This is a genomic window from Enterobacter sp. PP-008-ECC_S150 (genome assembly GCF_045257065.1).
GTDB classification, from domain to species: domain Bacteria; phylum Pseudomonadota; class Gammaproteobacteria; order Enterobacterales; family Enterobacteriaceae; genus Enterobacter; species Enterobacter chengduensis.
In genome coordinates this window covers 37,419-52,718 of sequence record NZ_JBJHHG010000023.1, presented here as the reverse complement: position 1 = coordinate 52,718, position 15,300 = coordinate 37,419, and the positions used below count along the sequence as shown (strand labels likewise).

Here is a 15,300-nt window from a genome sequence, read left to right as displayed (position 1 = left end):
GGTTGATAGCATTACCTAATAACTTGGTGGCAAAAAGTTGTGGTTTTTGATTAACTAAAATTGATGTTCTCAATACTGCTCAAGAATTCTTTCTTTACACCCGGAGTAAAAGGTATACGTTCAATGTATTTATAAAGCGTCGCAAAGGTTTTGGTTTCAATGTTTCGTGAAATAACATCATCAATCGGGTCTTCGAACATATTAATAAAAACATCAATATGCTGCTCTCCGCTTTCTGAAGCTAAAGAGAGAATACAGACCACTTCAATGTAGCGGTTATCCTGCTCTGCAATGAACAACCAGTGCCCTTCGTTAAAGGCTGGTGCAGCACTGAAGCGTTTTACAACAATTTCTGAAAGAGCATATCCTGCCTGATCCAACAGATTAATAAAGTTGAGTTGAGTTGAAACCACGTCTAACGCTTTCATAAAACCTCCTTTTCATCTGTACTTATTATACTGTTACCCATCCCCCCAGCTAATAACCTCCCAGCAAACTTTCAAAAAAAATACCACCTTTAATTAGAATTGAACACATCCTTTTTAAATAACAAAAAGGATTATGAAACCCACAATGTTTGTGATGTGCCACCAAGGAAAAGTAACTTTTATGTGCTCATAAATCTTATTTCGTATTCACTTTCCTTTGTCTTTCGGTCGTAGATTATCAGGGGAAGCATAAGAAGAATATGTGAGGTTTAAGCAAATGCGGTGATCGGGCATTATAATTTGGTGAGGCTATTATAAGTGGATAAAGATAGTCGTAGGTATAGGATCAGGTTAAATTGCATTTTCCCGGTTGCCTTCCCTGGCCTACCGGTTTCAGCTCAGATACTAAGACCAGCGGTAATACTTAAAATATTCCTCATTTGCAGCTATAAACTCCCTCAAACCGTTCATTAATCCCTTCTCAAACGCTGTCACGATAAACCGGTAACCGTCCAGTGTTTCAATGTAGTAAATACCGCCTGGTGTAATTCCAACATGCAACACCTCGGCTGTCATCATAAACTGGCCTTCCGGAAAATCATGCGAAAGGTAAATGAAACCAGTAGTGGCCGATGCGGGTGTGGCATTCACTAAGACCCCGTTAAACTGCTGCCCGTGCCTCGCCGGTACAAGCTCACTTCCCCTGGTTGACTTATCAAGCAGCCTCTTAACATCTTTTTCTTCTTTTAACGAGGTATAGACCCGCACATCACTGTCATCACCTGGGCGAGAGCCGGTGCCAACATGAGCAAGACGACGGTAAGCACTGCGCATATTAACGTGGCAGGATGCCCCTGCTCTACCCTGAAGCCTTACGCCAAAGTCTTCGCAAAGTAACAAAATCTGACGTAGCTGGTTTTCATGCACGGACGCTGAGAGTGAAAGATTGAAACAGGAAAAGGTCAGTTCTAAAACCTTTTCGCGTTTGTCATTGAAATGAGCTTCCAGCCTGATGACTGGCTTTTCCGACATTGCAAAAGCTTTGTCCGTTACTCTGTACCGGCATTCATCTCCGAAACATTCTTTAACAACGCTGGCTATGACCGTGTCGTGTTCTCCATCTTCCGGAGCTGGCACAAAGATTTCAAATTGTGCCGGTGTATCCGGCTCAAGCAGAACGGGATAGAGACGCGGAGAATTAAGCAAAGCGCATTCAGAATTAATGAGCTTAACCCAGGCGCTTTTGTCGTCCGGATCCTTAAGCTGCTGTCCAAGGTTATCGCAAAAGTCAACTATCTGACGGGTATGCTCATCCGTGACTGCACAGATCAGGTTAAGACCATGCGTGGCCATACGCAGTTCCCGGGTTCGGGACTGGGAATTGATCGACCAGGGGTTAAGTGAAAGCGAAATAGGGCTTATGGAAGGGACGACCGTCTCATTCTGCAAATCTGTAAGCTGGCAGTTCGCAGTAGGCTTCGGGGAAAGGGTACTAAATATGTAACTTGCCTGTTGTTTAGTACTGGCCTGGATATAAAACATCGCGTCCATGCTTGTATCCCGGGATGAAATTGAAAATAGCTTCATTTTTAACCTTAATGGATGAGCGATTTATAGTCATGTGCAGACAAATGAACATTATGTGCGCCATCATTCCATTCAAAGAATAATCGATACTTAGAGTTTACTCGAATGGAGGAATAACGGTTTGACGTCATTCTTAAGCGTTCATAACGCAAGCTGTTGGATAATAACTCCCGCTCACTCTGGACATTATCCAGCGTTTCAAGTCGACACAGAATTGCGTTAATAATTTCAGAAGGAATACCTGCCGTTGTTTTTCCATTACGGAAGAACTTTTCAAGCCGTCTGTCTTTAAATGAATGGATCATAGTTCCTCCGTAATAATTGACCTTAAAATTAAATTAAAAGGGCTTTGAATTAATGAATACCTAAAATGCGGGCGGCAACTGCCAGCTGCTTATCACTTAACTGACGCTGGTGGGTTAAAGAAGACTTAAGGCTTTCCAGAAAATTATTACTACTGGATTGTTGGGTGATTGCATCAACCATTTTTTGATGAGACCTGCACCATGCTGTGAACGCAGAACTGTGGGCGCTTTCAGTCCTTAAACGCTCGTCTTGCAGGGATGCTGACACTTTGCGGGCAGCTTGCGCATTAATGCGGTACAGCGCATTCAGCGTGTAAGCAGTACGGGTCGTTTCGAGGCTGTAACCCGTGGCTTTACAAGCCATACAGCGACTTCTATAAAAATGCTTACGCTCTCCCCGCCCATTGCATTTATCGCAAACAATACGAAAAGTATATTCCGCAGTACCTTTTACAGAATCAACACAGCGGATTTTTGCGCTGGAGATTTCAATTCCACTGCGATCATAATATTTGGTCATAATGTGATTCCTCCGGTTAGTTCTGGAGTAATCATGACAGAATGAATCTACTGGCTAATAACCTGAGAGTAAATATTTTAAAAAAACATTGAGAGAGGGTCTGCAAATTTATACACGAAGGATTCAAATATAATTTGTTTAAAAAATTAAGAGCATTCTGAAGTAAAATTGCATCAAAAAGCATTCATGGATAAATCATGTACTGGTGCCAGCGATTTAAACGAGGACATTGTTCCGGTGTAATTACACAGTTTAGCATCATAGATTATAACCAAAAGGAAGGAGTCCTTCCCGTCTCGGGAATATTACTTTCCCGTTTGCAGTTTAAGAGACACTTAATGAGAAAGTAATAATTAAGTCATGCTCAACTCTACATTTTACATTGAGGATGGCGTAACAGGGTACGGCATACTACCGTACCCTTGTGTAGGGTTTATGTTTGAGGGAATTCTATAGCAAATGTGGCCGTGCCAGATTGACCACTTACAGCGGGAGTAACGGGATATGTGCGCTCTTCACCATTACCAAGATCCAGTGACAGCGATTTAGTTTCACCAGGCTGGACCGTAACTCCGGCAACCGTAACGCCGAACTGGGCGTTTTTCTGAACAGTCAGGGTTCCGTTTAACTGTCCGGTAATGATAGAACCGTCCTGACGACGCAACACACTGGTTCGGATGATGGCCAGCGGCGTGTTGTCCGTTGCTTTCAGTGCTACGGCTGTGGCCAGCGTCTTGAGATTATCCAGCATAATCAGGTTAGCTGGCTGGTAGGTAAAATTAAGCGTTTTAGTGGTCCGGTTACCTGATTCGTCAATAGCCAGAGCCTCCAGATGATACATCTGTCCCGATTCGTCAGTATTGGGGAAGATTCTGGGGTATTCAGGAATAAAGACATCCTTGGATAGCGGCGTGAATGCAAGGGTGACCTTTTCAGAGTTAGGTCCACCAGCGAGCTGAAGCGATATCAGGGAAGCATCCCCAGAGGCATCAGTAACGCTTATGCGTAGGTTCTCAAGCCCTTTAACCAGTTTTCCTTCTGCGTCTGCGCCATTAAAGCTGAACGCAATAACCGGAAGCGTTGAGTCAATTTTCAGCGGTGCATTAAGCGTTTTGGTTCCTGTGTTTCCAACAAGATCCGTGGCAGACACGCTAACAACCGTATAATCCCCGTCCGGTAGACCAGCGTATGAGAAAGTGGCGTTTTTGGTTTTATAATCGCTTTCACTGACAGTCACAGGCTTCAGGGTGAAAGTTTCCCCCCGGGCATTTTTAAGGGTGGCTTCGAAAACTTTGGTATCCCAGTAGCTGATGTTCCAGGCGTTGACGCGATCATTATCGGTGGCCGTCATAGTGATTGTCTTGGAGGCCTTGTTTACCTGAGCGACATTAACCACCGGTGGGTTGTTATCCCAGATAACCGTAAAATTACCAGCAAGCGCATCGAATATGCTGTCACCATCTTTTCCCGAGTAAAGATGCAGATACTCAAATCCTTTGTCACTGGTGTAGTTGAAGTTAACCGTCATCTCGCATGAACTTTGTCCGACAGGAATAGTGCAGAACCAGGCTGCATTTTTTACCGTTCTGAACTTTTGCACGTATGGTCGGGGTTCTGCGGTTACCTTTATGCGGCTAATGGTGGCGGTTTTAACGCTGATTGAGGCCTGAGTTAACCACTCACTGGTATCACTCCGGTACATCTCTTTAGCCACTATCTTCGGGGCTATTTCCATCGCCGGGGCTGGAGTGAAGTTGAGGGAGTTATGATGAATTCGTCTTACTCCTCCCGCCAGAGTCTGAAATTCATGATAAGTATCCCCCACATTTGGATATATGTATTTGAAAGTATAGATATTATAAGTGCTATCGGACGTCTGGAAATTCGAGTCCGCCCAGCCATATTTGGAACCGTTAACAGCAGTAAAGTCACTTTTCTTCCTTAATACCCGTACGGAAATAGGGTTCTGGAAGACGGTCATGCCAGACTGATAGGAGACCCATGATCCGGTAGTGGCGTCCTGCACCTGGATGATATCGTCAGGCTTAACCCGATCAATTACGCTTCGGCGGCTTAGTTCGCTCCTGTTTCCCGCTTTGTCATAAAGGTAGATCCCCACTTTATATTCAGAGCGGTTTTCCGGTGCCAGGGCATTGCTGCTTGCGTCGGCGACTTGAACGGTTACGCTACCTTCCACTGTATTAATTTCCGCTGGCTTTTTACGCTCCACTCCAGCGGCATCGGTTATGAAATATTCAGCATTAGCAAGCCCGGAACCTTTATCACTCAGTCCATTAAAGACCAGTGCCTGGACGCTGGCGTACTGCATACCGGCTGGTACTGAAGTGAAGATCGCTTCGCTGCCAAAGTTCCACCCATTTCTCGTATAACTTATGGTACCCGTTGCCGGAGGCGTTCGGTCAATTGCAAGCGGGTAATCCTGCCGGGAGACCTCCTTCCCTTGCAAGTCGGTAATCACCTCTCTGAGGGTGAAGCTATCTTCTCCCATCGCTGGTACGGTCAGAGTCTTGCCGTAATAATCAAAGCCTGTCGAAGATGTGGTACGGTCATCAACGGTAACCAGGCTGCTTTTCGTGCTCCAGATGAGGCTCCCGTCACTTTTCAGCAGACTGAGCGTAATATAACGGTCCAGACCGGAAATAACGGCAACGTCAAAGCTCGTTACCGGATTAATCCATACGGATGCAGGCGATACGGTCTTTTTAACGTTCAGGGTATCTTTAAAGCTGAATTCTGCGATTTCAGCGGAAGCTCCTGCGCTGAAACCTGCAAATGCAATAAGCAGGGCTAGTTTGATTTTCATGGGTTGTCTCCTGATCAGGTTCCCCATGATACTTTTTCAGTGTTCGTGATCTTTTCGGGAAAATAGCTATTTTTGATGTTTTTCTTTTCTGCCCGGCGGGACTTTTTTTGTTTACGTGAATGCAACAAAACCAGAAAAGTTACTTTTTGATAGGGTAAAATTAGGTTTCCCTAATTTCCAGAAGCAAGCGAAAGCAGAACTAGCTTAATAGCCATTAAGAACGCCATACCTATTGATAAATAACGCTCCTTACATTTAATGATTTGAGCATTTAAAAATGAATTAGCGAAAGAATTTTGGTTTGCTTTTTATTGCATGAGTAAAACAGTATTAATAATCCGGAGCCATTAGAACGTACTCTAAAGACTCCGGTATACAGATATCTTGCCAGTAAAAATGGCCTTACTCCTCATCATCCCCCAGCGCTTTTTTGATGGCGCGGCGGCGGGCTGCATCACCTACACGATATCCGACTGAATATACGTCATTCAACCGGCGCAGAATAAGATTTATTTCCTCATCCTGAATGTAGGCAGGTAAACACAGAACCACGTCGCCATCTTCATCATAGACTCGAACAACTTCCTTCTGCCCATCTCGCTCGCGAATAATCTGGACATGCTGAACCCTGGTGTATTCTGGGTTTACGCTCATTTTAAGTATCTCTCTGTAATTGTTGTTACCAGTTAGCTATAAGCCGGATAATTCTGGTATTCAGTGTTCTGCACAGCAATCGCCTGCTCGTGGATCATTGACACTGCCAGGCGGGCTTTAACTCGCTTGCTGGTGAGAAAACGCTTCACTTCTTTAAGTTCGCTGCCAGCCGACAGCATATTGAAGACATGCTGTTTGAGACTGTTGTTATTTTTGGCCACTTGTTTCTCCATCATCTTTGTACATGGTTATTTCAGGCTGGCCTGCCAGATCACACACGTTATCCATATGCTTTTGGACCCAGTCTGTTAGACCCAGACCTTCGGCCTTTGCCTGATTGACGTAACGCAGTTTACGTTCAGGGGTAACCCGCATCTGTAGTTGTGCCGTCGCTGGAACCGCCTCTTTCAGGGCGTTAAGGCCCCTCTGATCACGGGCCTGAATTGATGGTTTACCGCTAGGCATCTGATGTATCGCTCTCCCGGCGAGCGGTGGACAGCTCTATTTCTTTTGCGATAGCTTTATCTATGGCATCCAGCTGCATGGCAAACTTGATTTCAAGCGAACAGCGTAATGCCTTCAGGGCGCGTTCTTTGGTGCTGTATTGTGGTATGCCGTTCTGGCTACCATTCATGCCTCGCATGCGGCGGGAGGTTGCATCGACAACCTCTCCCTCTTCCCGTGTGCCGTGAACCGTAGTTCCGCTCCATGTCGGATAAACAGTGCCAGTGGCGGTGTTGAAGCTCCAGCCGTTTTGGTATTCCCCCGAGACCTCTGGTACGGGCATATCGCGTTCAACGCCATAGTCAGACCAGCGTAAAGCGCGGTTTATTCTGGCCTGTGCCACCAGCTCATCATACGCGGCTTGTTCTTTTTTATTCATCGCCATTTAGGGCAATCTCCTTAGAGGGGAATTAGGTGTTATATCGGTACGTAAGTGCTTTTCAGGCCTAATCTCTGACAAGGCCTGATGTGCCAGACTGCCGTTGCATTCACCGTTTTATGGCGGTTGACAGAGCCTCATTAAGAGCCGCAATTAGCTCAGGCGAAGTCGGCTCCAGATTTTTGGAAGCGTTCAGCAGCTCCTGAAGTGAAGAGATTTCCTTTGGCTCCACCTGGTTTGTTTCAGGTGCCGTTTTTTGCACTTCATCCAGTGTACGCTGTGCACCGTTATCCAGCACCAGCACCCCCCCGGCACGAATTTCTGAAATGGTGCGCAACGTATACATCAATTTATCCCAGACACGGCTACCAACCTCGAACCCGGAATCAGCTACTTTTTCTTCATTATGCTTTTGAAAAATTTCTTCTAACCAAGTGGTGAAGCGCTTTCCAAAAGTATTGGCGGCTAAAGAAGTGCAGGAATAAACCTGTTCGACCTGTTTTGTTCCATTTTTATCAGTGAATGTAATGAGACCGATTCGGCCACTGTTAACAGTGTAAAAGCGAGGTTGAAAGCCAGCTTTGAGAAGGTTTTCAATAGCTGAAAAAAAATCTTTTTTGAGCATCGGTTTCAAAATGGTTTTCCTTTTATGCCCGGTGCCGCCGGGGCGGTGGCGTTAAATATACGCCATGTAAGTAAATTAATTTATACCCATTTGATTGTCAATACAAACAAAAAAACAAACCATGTTTATTATTTTATCAACGATGCTATTTTAAAGTCCGTCTAAAATAAAAAACCAAAAAGTTAAATTTGAAGCCGTCCTTCCTAAATTCATTTCTTGCGCATATTAGCACCCTGCTTTAAGTAAATAATTTTTGAAAAAGTTGTCTGGAGGTTATTAGCTCGTGCATCTGGATTGGTAATATAAAGCCAACACAGAAAAGGAAAACAAAATGTATAAATTAGTATCTCCTCGTGAACTGACTGAGATTATTACCGGTTTACTGCTTAAACCTGAACTCCTTGGTGAGCTGGACTCACCAGAAAAGCATCGGATGTTTATGGCAGATTTAGGCCGCGTGGTGGCCGAACATTGTGGAGGTCTGGTAAACAGCGTCGTCTTGCCAGGAACAGAAGTTACAGTGTCGGATGGGTTACCGCTTAATGGCCAGCCGGTACGTTATCTCGGAATCAAAGAGAACATCCCTCACCTCCTTGTAGAGCCTGATGCTTCCTTACCTTCGCTCGCTAAAAACGTCTGGATGTATGCAGATCCTGAAGGCTGGAAAGAACATTTTGGAGCTGAGGAAGACTGCCTTACTCCTGAAATGATGCAGCTGTTCCGTAAAGGTATCCAGGCTCTTCAGAAAGAGCATGACACCCCTGAAATTAGCCTCACACTTCAGGACTGGCGCCTGGAGGAGGAAACACTGCCAGAAGAGGACAGTCAGGCCTATCAGGTCAGCGTTACCGGCCAACATAACATCCACTGTGAAGTTGTTAACAAGGAAGGTAACCCCTGTTTTGGTGTCATGTTCGAAATCGATCAGGGTGTGCCTGCCTTACACATCAACACCGGCGGGGATATGTTGCTCCACATTCATTGCGCCCATAACGGACTCGTTCTGACCCCTGATGCAAGCGGTCAGCGATTTGATAAGGCTCCCGTTGACCGCTTCTCTTATAACAGCCCATCCCTGCTGTTGTCTGCCGACTAACCAAGGCCAAATCTGAATTGTCCCGTTTAAGTAACCAACCCGCTGCCGCCAGGCGGGTAAATCCTCTTAATGGAGTTTTAATGCAAATCTCAACTGAAGTTCTGAACGTCTTATCTCGCTGCCGTGCTGAAGGGAACTTTCTTTTCCTGGCCGACCAGCTCGACCGCAGCATTTATGTTAAGACAAACAAAGTGCTCGAAGCCGCCGGTGGCAAATGGAACCGAAAAGAGCAGGCACATATTTTTACGGCGGATGCAGCTGAGCGTATCGAGCAAATCATTCTGACAGGTTCGGTTGACATCCCACGAGATCTGTTCAATTTCTTCCCTACACCTGAGAATTTAGTCACAGATATGGTTCTACGCGCTGAACCAGCTGCCGGGGAGCGTGTACTGGAGCCAGAGTTTGGTGATGGCCGCATTCTGAAAGCCTTAAAACTGGCGGCTCCGGATGCATTGATTACCGGGATCGAATTGAACGATGAGCGATTCCTTGCAGTGAAGAACGATAGTGTCCTTAGCACAGGAGTCGAGCTGGTGCATACCGACTTTCTTGGGTACCAGCCCGATGAAACTTTTGATGTTATCGTTATGAATCCACCATTCCTTAAACGCTCTGACGTTAAACAAGTCATGCATGCCATCGCAATGCTCGCTAAGCGAGGTCGCTTACAGGCCATTCTGTCAGCTGGGGTATTGTTCCGGGAAGACACACTGACAAAAGCGCTCAGGGAGCGAGTCAAACAACTTGGCGGACAAATTTCGCCTCTTCCGGATGATACATTTAGGGAGTCCGGAACAAAGGTCAAAACAGCCCGCCTTGAAATTGATCTTCGCCGCTAACTGACAAGCAACCGGAAAGAAATCTTAATACGAGTAGCCGGTTAAAGTTACCTGACCGGCTTAACTGACTAAATCAATAAAGAGTGAACAGAAATGACGCATACTGCCGTTTCTCAGGCTAATAGTGCTTTGCAGCTACCCACGGTGGAGCATGTCTACGCTCTTCTGAAAGCAAATTGTAAACCTGACCGCTTTGACGGGCGTGACGGACCCGTGTGGGGCCAGGAATACTCGTGGAATCTGGCAAAAGATCGCTTACAGGATCTGGAGAAATACGGTAAGGCATATGTCTCCCGTCATGAAGACCGTATGGGGGAAGGATTTAGTTTTGGTCCTGACCTGTTAATTATTCGCTAACGCTCCTAATGCCTGATGATATGGTAAGCACAACTGGAAAAATATGTTTTCAAAGCCTATGACCACTTTCACACCAGAACGTATTGAACAAATTTTGGAATTTGCCGAGGGTAGTAACCCAAGCGAAGCAATGAGTCTCAGAGCTGACGAAGTTGCTGTACTGGCACGTATTGGAAAGGCAGTTATGTCGATTGCGCCTGTTTATCAGTGCGAGTTTTGCCACCATGACGCAACCGGGCAACTTCAGTGGCACTGGGAAGATGTGAACAAAGCTTTTTATGATAAATACGATCCAGACAGACGCGGAAGACGTCGAATCCTCTATACCGCCCCGCCGATGCCTTTAGTTTCGGCTGACCTGCTTAACATGGCTTCATCTGCTATTGAAGACTTGCTCACTAACAAAGACAGAAGTGGTGCGGGAATGTGGAATGACATTCCAGAACAGCTACGACGCGCAGCAGAACTGGTAATGGATAATAGCCGGGCCGCTGAAACAGAAGCGATGCTGATGCGTCTTTATGTAGAATGTGACACAGGTGAGCGCAGGGGCAACGGCACTCAATCTGGCGTAGCAATGCCTTCTTGGCAAACCGTTGAAGAGGCACGTGTGTTGCTAGGGGTGAAATGATGCAGTTCTCGCCAGGGCAGTTTGTAATTCACAACAAGAAGCGCCTTGCGGAACGAAGGTAGACGTACTGACTGAGGTTCACTCCCCTCTCGACTGGTGGCGTAATGCCGCCAGGTTTTGATTCATATATGCCGTCCGTTAACGCATTTATATCTGACATACCTAATTTATCCTGATTCTTTTTTACACAAAGTAAAAGCATCACTTAATGCGATATGTGGATGCCGATAGTTTCAGGCTAATGTTATAAGTTTTGCAATCGTTGCCAGTTTGGACACCACAGAAATGTCAGATGTAATTCCAAAAAGAAAGATTTCCGTCCTGAACGCACAATAAGGTTTGTCGAAAGGCAAATTATAGATTTGTAATTTCGAGCACCATATGGAGAAGTTTTTTATACTTTTACGAACATAGTGACCTTTAGGAAAAGCTTAAAATAACACCAAACCTAAAGGGGAATAAGAATGAAACATCTCGCTTTTATTACTGCTGTAGCCGGACTCGGTATGTCTGTTCAGGCCCCAGCTCAGATATATGAATCGGCCTTTAAAGACACGAACGGTATTGAGATCCACGCCCCGTCTTCTCGTCTTATGCTTAATCCGGCATCACCGGTAACTTTGACACTTATTTCAGGTCTTGATCGTTTCGTTAATGTCAAAGTCACGAAAGACACTGGAACTGTCATTCTTAATACTACGACTACACGGACGGGTGTATCAGACCGACTAACAGCTGCTGACGGTAGTGAGTTCTACGGCAAAAAAGTAACTTTGCCTGCTTTGGGTGAAGGCAAATTTGTCGTTCAGATAAACGTGTTAGATCTCAATCAGAAGCCTGTAGCGACCTATAACTATAACTGGCTAATTGATGTCACCCCTCCAGCGGCAAATGCTCTTACCGCTAATACTGGTTCTGGCTCTACCGCTGGTGACGTGTGGAAGCTTGGATTAGAGGCAACGGGGCAGTATGACTTCACCTCTTCGGGCGTAAGTGATGCAAATGGTATTGATAAGGGCCTAATATATATTTACAGGCAGGACGGTAGCCTCTACAGCACTACACAGATGCAGTATGACGTATCCGGCCAAAAGATGTACCACACTTACTCTAAGAATTCAGTTAAGGGAACCGGAATACCAGACAGCAACCTGGATGAAGACTTTACTGCAAAAGTTGTTATCTTCGATAACGCAGGTAATAGCCGAACGCTGCCAACTCAAAAATTTCGCTACGACAACACGCTGGGTGAGATGACACTGTGGGCCGTTCATGATCCAAATACGTCTTCCAGCGTCGTACCCGGGGTTTCTAATTATCCGGCTTACAAAGCCGGTATGGTCGTTAACGAAAACCCTATTCGATTAGTCTACCGGATCCCAAAATCTAACTACCGTGCTTATTCAGAAGGTGGGCTTCAGTTCATCAATCAATATTCCGCCCCCAAAGAGATAGCTGTAGACAGCACTTATGCTTATGTTGAAATGACTCTTCCCTATGGCTCAATTAATGGGGATATGGCTCGTATGGCGAACTTTGGCCAGTGGGGAGGGTATTATCCGTCATACAGCCTCGTTCTAAACCCATCTGCAAACCAAACGCCTGCATTTGCGGGTACCTGGGTAGATTTCCTCGATGATAAGGGGAACTGGGTTAAGTGGAAGGATTTTGAGAGTGTGGCTTCATCACGACTGCCAATTAAAATTTCCCGACTTCGTTTTAACGTTGAAGCCCGGCCCTTTGCACAAGAGATCGGCGGTAAGGCGACCTGCACCATTCCGGCAGGAAAAACCTCGTGTGAAGCGCCTGAGACGTTTGATATGGCCTTGGGTACCCAGGGCTACAATAGGATCCTTTACTTCGTTCGCAGCATCAGCAATCCCATTTTGCGGTCTGAGCAATGGATTATGACACGCTGGAACAATAAACAACTGCCGGTAATAAACTCGATATCATATGACGAGACTAACAAGCAGCTGGATGTACTGGCGTCACTTGAAGGCGATGGTAACTGGTTCGACTCGGTCTCATTGAGGGAATTTTATCTTTCCGATAAGAACACCGGTACCCGGATGTCACCCACAGGCGTAATCAAATCTCGTATCTCAGGTAACTACACGATTGCTTATGATTTATCCCGTCAGTCTGAAGGAAAATACAACGTTGAGGTCAACATCAGGGACTTCTTCCAGAACCAGACCAATAAAACTTTCGGAGAAATTGCTCTGGATAACACTCCTCCGACAGTGGCCATAACATTCGACGGAAAGCCGGTAAAAGACGATACGGTAGTGTACGGCCTGGAGAACCTCAGGATCGCTCTGGCAGATAATCTGACAACCCCGAGGATAACCCGTCTTCAGCTCGTAGGTGGCCCCACAGCTGATAACGTTGAGCTTACGTGGTCACCGGCAGGCAAAGATACATACATGCCTGAGTATCCGAGGCTGTTCCCAAATTTCGAACCATCTGAAAATTATTCAATTAGCGTAACAGTTGCCGATAGTCAGTCGAATACCAAAACCTATACTCAGAAGTTCAGTTATCTACCGAATAACCTTGTGCAGTTACATAATCTACGCACATTATCGGTCAGTTCGCCTCTCAAAACGACAGATGGCGTACCCCTTGCGTACCTGTCCACTAACGTTCTGCGTAAGACAAATGGAGAAATTGCTAAAGGGGTCCAGAACGCAACGCTGACTGTGCGGAAGGATGCAGCCTTCGGTATTAAATTTAACGGGGCACAGGCGGCTCCAGGTGAGTCAGTTGAGGTGCAAATAGATATGGGCCAGGGGGATAATCTTCTGTTACCCGTTTATCCTTCCGAAAATGGGAAAGTTGGCACCTCAGAATTCATGATTCAGATCGACGAGTTGAAGTAACTACCCGGAGCCGACAGTAAAACTGACGGCTTCAATTTTACTGCCCTCCTTGACTCCGATCAGCCAGTACGTCTTCAGAGATTCGCAAGGAAGAACCGAAAGAAAAGTTACTTTAATCGTACGTTTCCAGCGATGCTTTTAAAAGACAATGCACACTCGTTGATTACGACAATGGGAGTGAGTGTCGAAACCCTTGAGTAAGGATACCCGGTAAATATACAGCCCCGGGGATCCTCTTCCTTCAACCGGGGATGACAACGGTAGTGAGTCCGGCAACTCACTCCCGTTGTCACTTCTCTGACATATCGTCATACGAGCTTACTCAAGTGCATCCACAAAGATGGGATCGTTTTGAATCTAAACTGGTACTGGTTAGCCAGTCACTTGCATCTATTCCCCCGTCGATACTTAAGTGACAATTGTAGTGATCTGCAATACTGGTGTCTCAGAAACACTGACGACGGTAGAGACTCAATACCCTAACCCCTGACAACAGGAGTGAGCTTAGAGGTGTTACGCTGCTGTCACTTAATGCTTGGGAATTGCCTGACTCACAACCATTGTCATCCGGAGCTACTGATTAACGTTGAACCGCTGGACTTTAATGACAGTGGTAGTGATGGATAGGCTCATTTCCATTGTCGTCATTTTATCGGACAAGCCTCTTCGTCCTACAGGTTTAAGCTGACAATGGTAGTGATTGGATGATCTCACTACTGTTGTCACTCAGTTCTTTGAGCGGACCCTTCCCTCGGTTGGTCGGCATTAACAACGGTAGTGACTCGATTGGCTCACTGCCATTGTCATCGTGTAAATGACGTACCTTATCAGCTCAGCTGAAAGCAATGACAACGGAAGTGACTCTAATTGCTCACTGCCATTGTCGTCGTGTCTATTGAGAGCCTTATCAGTGCACCTGAAAAGCAATGACAACGGTAGTGATTCTAATGGCTCACTACCGTTGTCACCGTGTGTATTGAGAGGATGGTCCACTTAACTGGACGTCTATGACAATGGTAGTGACTTTAATAGCTCACTACCATTGTCGGCGTGTGAATTGAGAGGATGATCAGCTCAGCTGTACGGCCATGACAATAGTAATGACTTAATGAGCTCACTACCGTTGTCACCCTGTTAATTAAGAGGCTCATCTGCTCTTCTGGAAGGCTATGACAACGGAAGTGACTTGCTGGGCTCAGTGCCATTGTCGCCGTATGAATTGAGAGGATCATCCGCTCTTCTGGATGGCAATGACAACGGTAATGACTTAATAGGCTCACTACCGTTGTCATCCTGTAAGTTAAGAGGTTGATCTGCTCAACGGGACGACTATGACAACGGTAGTGACTTGCTGGGCTCACTACCATTGTCACCCTGTGAATTGAGAGGTAGATCCGCTTAACCAGACGTCCATGACAACGGTAGTGACTTTCTGGGCTCAATACCGTTGTCACCCTGTGATTTAAGAGGTTGACCCGCTCTACTGGACGGCCATGACAACGGTAGTCACTTTCTGGGCTCACTACCGTTGTCGCCACATAGAATGAGAGGAGCATCAGCTCAGCTGAACGGCAATGACTACAGTAATGAGCTGGATGAAGCATAACCATTGACATCTGGCCCAACCGGAAGCCGTATTCGCCAATCCAATCGAGATTCACAA

Annotated in this window: 14 protein-coding genes; 5 read left to right on the top strand and 9 right to left on the bottom strand. The window is 46.0% G+C overall.

Going from position 1 to position 15,300, the window contains the following annotated elements; translation table 11 throughout:
- Positions 1 to 50 precede the first annotated feature (50 nt).
- From ACJBF3_RS21270 to ACJBF3_RS21230, 9 genes are all read right to left on the bottom strand, one after another.
- Positions 51 to 428, bottom strand: a complete 378-nt coding sequence (locus ACJBF3_RS21270; RefSeq protein WP_000645320.1) for a hypothetical protein — start codon at positions 426 to 428, stop codon at positions 51 to 53.
- 405 nt (positions 429 to 833) lie between these two features.
- Positions 834 to 1,979 carry a hypothetical protein gene (locus ACJBF3_RS21265; protein WP_000339750.1) on the bottom strand — a complete coding sequence of 382 codons (1,146 nt, stop codon included), beginning with the start codon at positions 1,977 to 1,979 and terminating at the stop codon, positions 834 to 836.
- A gap of 44 nt (positions 1,980 to 2,023) precedes the next feature.
- Positions 2,024 to 2,320, bottom strand: coding sequence for a type II toxin-antitoxin system RelE/ParE family toxin (locus ACJBF3_RS21260; RefSeq protein WP_000581857.1), 297 nt, complete (start codon positions 2,318 to 2,320; stop codon positions 2,024 to 2,026).
- A 49-nt stretch (positions 2,321 to 2,369) separates the two neighbouring features.
- Positions 2,370 to 2,840, bottom strand: coding sequence for a hypothetical protein (locus tag ACJBF3_RS21255; RefSeq protein ID WP_000170639.1), 471 nt, complete (start codon positions 2,838 to 2,840; stop codon positions 2,370 to 2,372).
- Positions 2,841 to 3,273: 433 nt separating this feature from the next.
- On the bottom strand, positions 3,274 to 5,664 hold the full coding sequence (locus ACJBF3_RS21250) for an Ig-like domain-containing protein (RefSeq protein WP_000694551.1): 2,391 nt from the start codon (positions 5,662 to 5,664) through the stop codon (positions 3,274 to 3,276).
- 402 nt (positions 5,665 to 6,066) lie between these two features.
- Entirely contained in the window at positions 6,067 to 6,318 is a 252-nt protein-coding gene (locus tag ACJBF3_RS21245; RefSeq protein ID WP_000115760.1) for a hypothetical protein, read from the bottom strand.
- A gap of 32 nt (positions 6,319 to 6,350) precedes the next feature.
- Positions 6,351 to 6,554 (bottom strand): hypothetical protein, encoded by a 204-nt coding sequence (locus tag ACJBF3_RS21240; protein WP_012477421.1) that lies wholly within the window; start codon positions 6,552 to 6,554, stop codon positions 6,351 to 6,353.
- Between the two features lie 221 nt (positions 6,555 to 6,775).
- Positions 6,776 to 7,207, bottom strand: a complete 432-nt coding sequence (locus ACJBF3_RS21235) for a hypothetical protein (protein WP_001251242.1) — start codon at positions 7,205 to 7,207, stop codon at positions 6,776 to 6,778.
- 103 nt (positions 7,208 to 7,310) lie between these two features.
- Entirely contained in the window at positions 7,311 to 7,826 is a 516-nt protein-coding gene (locus tag ACJBF3_RS21230; protein ID WP_012695482.1) for a hypothetical protein, read from the bottom strand.
- A gap of 331 nt (positions 7,827 to 8,157) precedes the next feature.
- Between ACJBF3_RS21230 and ACJBF3_RS21225 the strand changes: the two genes are divergently transcribed.
- The 5 genes from ACJBF3_RS21225 to ACJBF3_RS21205 all read left to right on the top strand — a co-directional run bounded on the left by ACJBF3_RS21225 (position 8,158) and on the right by ACJBF3_RS21205 (position 13,637).
- Positions 8,158 to 8,922: a hypothetical protein gene (locus ACJBF3_RS21225; RefSeq protein ID WP_000277498.1), complete on the top strand. Its 765-nt coding sequence runs from the start codon at positions 8,158 to 8,160 to the stop codon at positions 8,920 to 8,922.
- Positions 8,923 to 9,002: 80 nt separating this feature from the next.
- Positions 9,003 to 9,764: a methyltransferase gene (locus ACJBF3_RS21220; protein ID WP_001167418.1), complete on the top strand. Its 762-nt coding sequence runs from the start codon at positions 9,003 to 9,005 to the stop codon at positions 9,762 to 9,764.
- A 93-nt stretch (positions 9,765 to 9,857) separates the two neighbouring features.
- Positions 9,858 to 10,121 carry a hypothetical protein gene (locus ACJBF3_RS21215; protein WP_000149862.1) on the top strand — a complete coding sequence of 88 codons (264 nt, stop codon included), beginning with the start codon at positions 9,858 to 9,860 and terminating at the stop codon, positions 10,119 to 10,121.
- A 43-nt stretch (positions 10,122 to 10,164) separates the two neighbouring features.
- Positions 10,165 to 10,752, top strand: coding sequence for a hypothetical protein (locus ACJBF3_RS21210; protein ID WP_000491820.1), 588 nt, complete (start codon positions 10,165 to 10,167; stop codon positions 10,750 to 10,752).
- A 464-nt stretch (positions 10,753 to 11,216) separates the two neighbouring features.
- Positions 11,217 to 13,637 (top strand): Ig-like domain-containing protein, encoded by a 2,421-nt coding sequence (locus ACJBF3_RS21205; RefSeq protein ID WP_000681217.1) that lies wholly within the window; start codon positions 11,217 to 11,219, stop codon positions 13,635 to 13,637.
- The last annotated feature ends 1,663 nt before the right edge of the window (positions 13,638 to 15,300 follow it).

What these genes read in the sequence shown, in the direction of transcription:
- ACJBF3_RS21270 (WP_000645320.1), bottom strand. Translation starts at nt 428, where the DNA reads ATGAAAGCGTTAGACGTGGTTTCAACTCAACTCAACTTTATTAATCTG.
- ACJBF3_RS21265 (WP_000339750.1), bottom strand. Translation starts at nt 1,979, where the DNA reads ATGGACGCGATGTTTTATATCCAGGCCAGTACTAAACAACAGGCAAGT.
- ACJBF3_RS21260 (WP_000581857.1), bottom strand. Translation starts at nt 2,320, where the DNA reads ATGATCCATTCATTTAAAGACAGACGGCTTGAAAAGTTCTTCCGTAAT.
- ACJBF3_RS21255 (WP_000170639.1), bottom strand. Translation starts at nt 2,840, where the DNA reads ATGACCAAATATTATGATCGCAGTGGAATTGAAATCTCCAGCGCAAAA.
- ACJBF3_RS21250 (WP_000694551.1), bottom strand. Translation starts at nt 5,664, where the DNA reads ATGAAAATCAAACTAGCCCTGCTTATTGCATTTGCAGGTTTCAGCGCA.
- ACJBF3_RS21245 (WP_000115760.1), bottom strand. Translation starts at nt 6,318, where the DNA reads ATGAGCGTAAACCCAGAATACACCAGGGTTCAGCATGTCCAGATTATT.
- ACJBF3_RS21240 (WP_012477421.1), bottom strand. Translation starts at nt 6,554, where the DNA reads ATGATGGAGAAACAAGTGGCCAAAAATAACAACAGTCTCAAACAGCAT.
- ACJBF3_RS21235 (WP_001251242.1), bottom strand. Translation starts at nt 7,207, where the DNA reads ATGGCGATGAATAAAAAAGAACAAGCCGCGTATGATGAGCTGGTGGCA.
- ACJBF3_RS21230 (WP_012695482.1), bottom strand. Translation starts at nt 7,826, where the DNA reads ATGCTCAAAAAAGATTTTTTTTCAGCTATTGAAAACCTTCTCAAAGCT.
- ACJBF3_RS21225 (WP_000277498.1), top strand. Translation starts at nt 8,158, where the DNA reads ATGTATAAATTAGTATCTCCTCGTGAACTGACTGAGATTATTACCGGT.
- ACJBF3_RS21220 (WP_001167418.1), top strand. Translation starts at nt 9,003, where the DNA reads ATGCAAATCTCAACTGAAGTTCTGAACGTCTTATCTCGCTGCCGTGCT.
- ACJBF3_RS21215 (WP_000149862.1), top strand. Translation starts at nt 9,858, where the DNA reads ATGACGCATACTGCCGTTTCTCAGGCTAATAGTGCTTTGCAGCTACCC.
- ACJBF3_RS21210 (WP_000491820.1), top strand. Translation starts at nt 10,165, where the DNA reads ATGTTTTCAAAGCCTATGACCACTTTCACACCAGAACGTATTGAACAA.
- ACJBF3_RS21205 (WP_000681217.1), top strand. Translation starts at nt 11,217, where the DNA reads ATGAAACATCTCGCTTTTATTACTGCTGTAGCCGGACTCGGTATGTCT.